The organism is Pseudomonas edaphica, from assembly GCF_005863185.1.
Lineage (GTDB): Bacteria > Pseudomonadota > Gammaproteobacteria > Pseudomonadales > Pseudomonadaceae > Aquipseudomonas > Aquipseudomonas edaphica.
Genome location: NZ_VBVZ01000758.1, coordinates 1 through 2671, shown reverse-complemented (window position 1 = coordinate 2671; position 2671 = coordinate 1). Strand labels below are relative to the sequence as shown.

Sequence of the window (2671 nt, the reverse complement as noted above, 5' to 3'; positions counted from 1 at the left end):
GACCGTTGTCGTGCAAACCCTCACCCTCCTGGCACCTATGCCTGAAGTGGGCGGCCACCCGGCCATCCTGCTCAGCCTGGTGATTGCTGTGGTCGCCATCGTTCTTCACCTGGCCATCAGCTTCTACCGTTCGTCGCCTGCCGCGGCGTCGCAAAACTACGACATGACCAACCGGGATACCGGGACCGTCAAGTGGTTCAACACCTCCAAAGGCTTCGGCTTTATTTCCCGCGATTCGGGCGACGATATCTTCGTCCACTTCCGGGCCATCCGTGGCGAAGGCCATCGCGTCCTGGTCGAAGGCCAGCGCGTGGAGTTCTCCGTCATGAACCGCGACAAAGGCCTGCAAGCCGAAGACGTGATTGCGGCCTTGCCGCGTCGCTGATTCCTACCCGCAGCGCATAAAAAAACCGCGATCCGGCTGAGCTGGATCGCGGTTTTTTATGCGCGGCTGTTTAACGAAGGACCGATTAATAATGTGGCGGCGGTGCTTCTTCTTCGGAGGTCTCGAACTGCCCGCCCATTTCCTCCTGGCGCTTGAGCAGCGCCGTCATCTGCATTTGCAGGCGCTCAACCGCACGCTGCTGAGTGACCAGGATGTCATTGAGGGTTTCGATGGTGTCGTCCTGGAAGGCCAGGCGGCTTTCCAGATCGGTAACGCGGTCTTGCAGATCCATGATTCAGTCCTGGCTAAAGATGAAGTCGGCAGGCAATAGCCCGCGCAATTGGCTGCGAATCGCCGCCACTTGCTCTTCGGTATAAGGCCGGGCCGGGTGTTTGCCCCAGACCGGTGCCGGCCAGGCCGCATCGTCACGTTTGCGCACGATCACATGCACGTGCAACTGACTGACGACATTCCCCAGCGCGCCGATGTTCATTTTGTCGGCGGCAAAGCTCGTGTTGAGCTGTTGCGCCAAGACTGTCGTTTCTTGCCACAGTATCTGTTGATCTGCGACATCCAGTTGAAACACTTCGCTGATACCGTTGATGCGCGGCACCAGGATGAACCAGGGGTAATTGGCGTCGTTGGACAGCAGCAGGCGGCAGAGCGGGAAGTCCCCAATGGCCAGTGTGTCTTGTTGCAGGCGTTGGTCTAAGGCGAACACGCGGCACTCCGTTCGGCAGGTCAATTTCAGGTGCCCAGCATACCTTCGAATGCCCGAGGCTTCACGGCGAATGCGGGAGCGTTCAGGCAACCGGGCAAAAAAGCACGCACCCTTTCGAGGCAGGCAAATATTTGAGCTACGCTAAATCGGGCCTCAGCGGGATGCACCAAAATGACCCACCCGTGCCTCAAAGGGATCCGCCAATTACCCACTCAAGGGGTGAACCGGTAACGCTTTGCCCTGGCACAGGATTTTTGTACCTCCCAACAGGTGTTTCAGCGGGGCGTCAAGCCCAAACCAAACGACGTAAAAAGCCCGTGCTTATGCGGTTTTTACACGGCCGTAACGTTTTTCACGAAAAAATGACATTCGGTTACCGCTTTGTGCACGCTTGTTGCATTCACACCCGTATCGTCGGCAACGGCACCCGTATGGATACAGGTGTTACGCGATAAGAAACAGTAGCGTTCAGGTGCCTTTCAAGGATGAGTTCAAACTTCGCAAGGGGTATGAATACTGCACTTTAGTTGTCAGCCTGGTCACACTCGGGCTGTGAATTTGCGACAGGGAAATAGCAATTTACGACAGCCTCGTAAAGAAGCTGAAAGGATAGATGAGTAAGTATCGTCAATAGGGTCTGCGTGATATAACTTTGCGCCGACACAAAAAAGAAAGAGCCGCCCAGATAAAAATACAGGTGGGACGGCAGTACTCTTCCTAAAACCAAAGGAGCAAATCACGATGCGCGTGATGAAGTGGAGCATGATCGCCCTGGCTGTTTCAGCCGGCGTTTCGCAGTACGCAATGGCGTCCGCCCAAGACGATTCCAAGGGCTTTGTTGAAGACAGCACTTTCAGCATCAATACCCGTTTGCTGAACTTCCGTCGGGACTTCCGTAATAACGATTCCGGCAAGAGCTACACCAATGAAACCGGCCTGGGCTTCAACGGTCTGTTCCAGTCTGGCTACACCCAAGGCACCATCGGTGTCGGTGTTGACGTGATCGGCCTGCTGGGCGTGAAACTGGACAGCGGCAAGGGTCGCTCGGGCACTGGCCTGTTCCCTACCGGTGCCGACGGTCGCTCGCAAGACGACTACTCCAAAGGCGGCGGCGCCGTTAAGTTCCGCATCTCCGACACCGTGCTTAAAGTCGGCGACCAGTACACCACCGCGCCTGTGTTCGCTTCCGACGACAGCCGCTTGCTGCCAGAGCTGCCGCAAGGTATCTCGATCACCAGCAACGAGATCAAGGGCCTGAAACTCGAAGGCGGTCACTTCACCTCGAGCGTGGCACAAGCACAGACATACCGTGACAGCCTGGGTCTGACCAAAACCGACTTTATCGGTGGTGTCTATGCCCTGACGCCGGAAGTCAGCGCCAGCCTCTACTACGCGAAGACCGAAGACTACTGGAAGAAGACCTACGCCAACCTGAACTGGACTCACGCGCTGAGCAACGATCAGTCCCTGGCCGTTGACTTCAACATCTACAGCACCAAAAGCGATGGCGCCGGCCTGCAGCGCGCAGAAAAAGACAACACCACCAAACTGGATAACCGTGCGTA

Annotated in this window: 4 protein-coding genes; 2 read left to right on the top strand and 2 right to left on the bottom strand. The window is 56.5% G+C overall.

Annotated elements, in window-relative coordinates:
• On the top strand, positions 1-385 hold a 385-nt coding region (locus tag FEM54_RS34950), incomplete at its 5' end, for a cold-shock protein (RefSeq protein WP_276614917.1).
• 85 nt (positions 386-470) lie between these two features.
• Here FEM54_RS34950 and FEM54_RS30075 read toward each other — a convergent pair.
• Complete coding sequence (locus FEM54_RS30075; protein ID WP_017139805.1) at positions 471-677, bottom strand: SlyX family protein; 207 nt, start codon at positions 675-677, stop codon at positions 471-473.
• Positions 678-680: 3 nt separating this feature from the next.
• Positions 681-1106: an HIT domain-containing protein gene (locus FEM54_RS30070; protein WP_138454013.1), complete on the bottom strand. Its 426-nt coding sequence runs from the start codon at positions 1104-1106 to the stop codon at positions 681-683.
• A gap of 741 nt (positions 1107-1847) precedes the next feature.
• On the opposite strand from FEM54_RS30070, the gene FEM54_RS30065 reads away from it, so the two are divergent.
• Positions 1848-2671 (top strand): OprD family outer membrane porin (locus FEM54_RS30065; protein ID WP_138454012.1); only part of this gene is annotated, 824 nt, incomplete at its 3' end.

What these genes read in the sequence shown, in the direction of transcription:
- FEM54_RS30075 (WP_017139805.1), bottom strand. Translation starts at nt 677, where the DNA reads ATGGATCTGCAAGACCGCGTTACCGATCTGGAAAGCCGCCTGGCCTTC.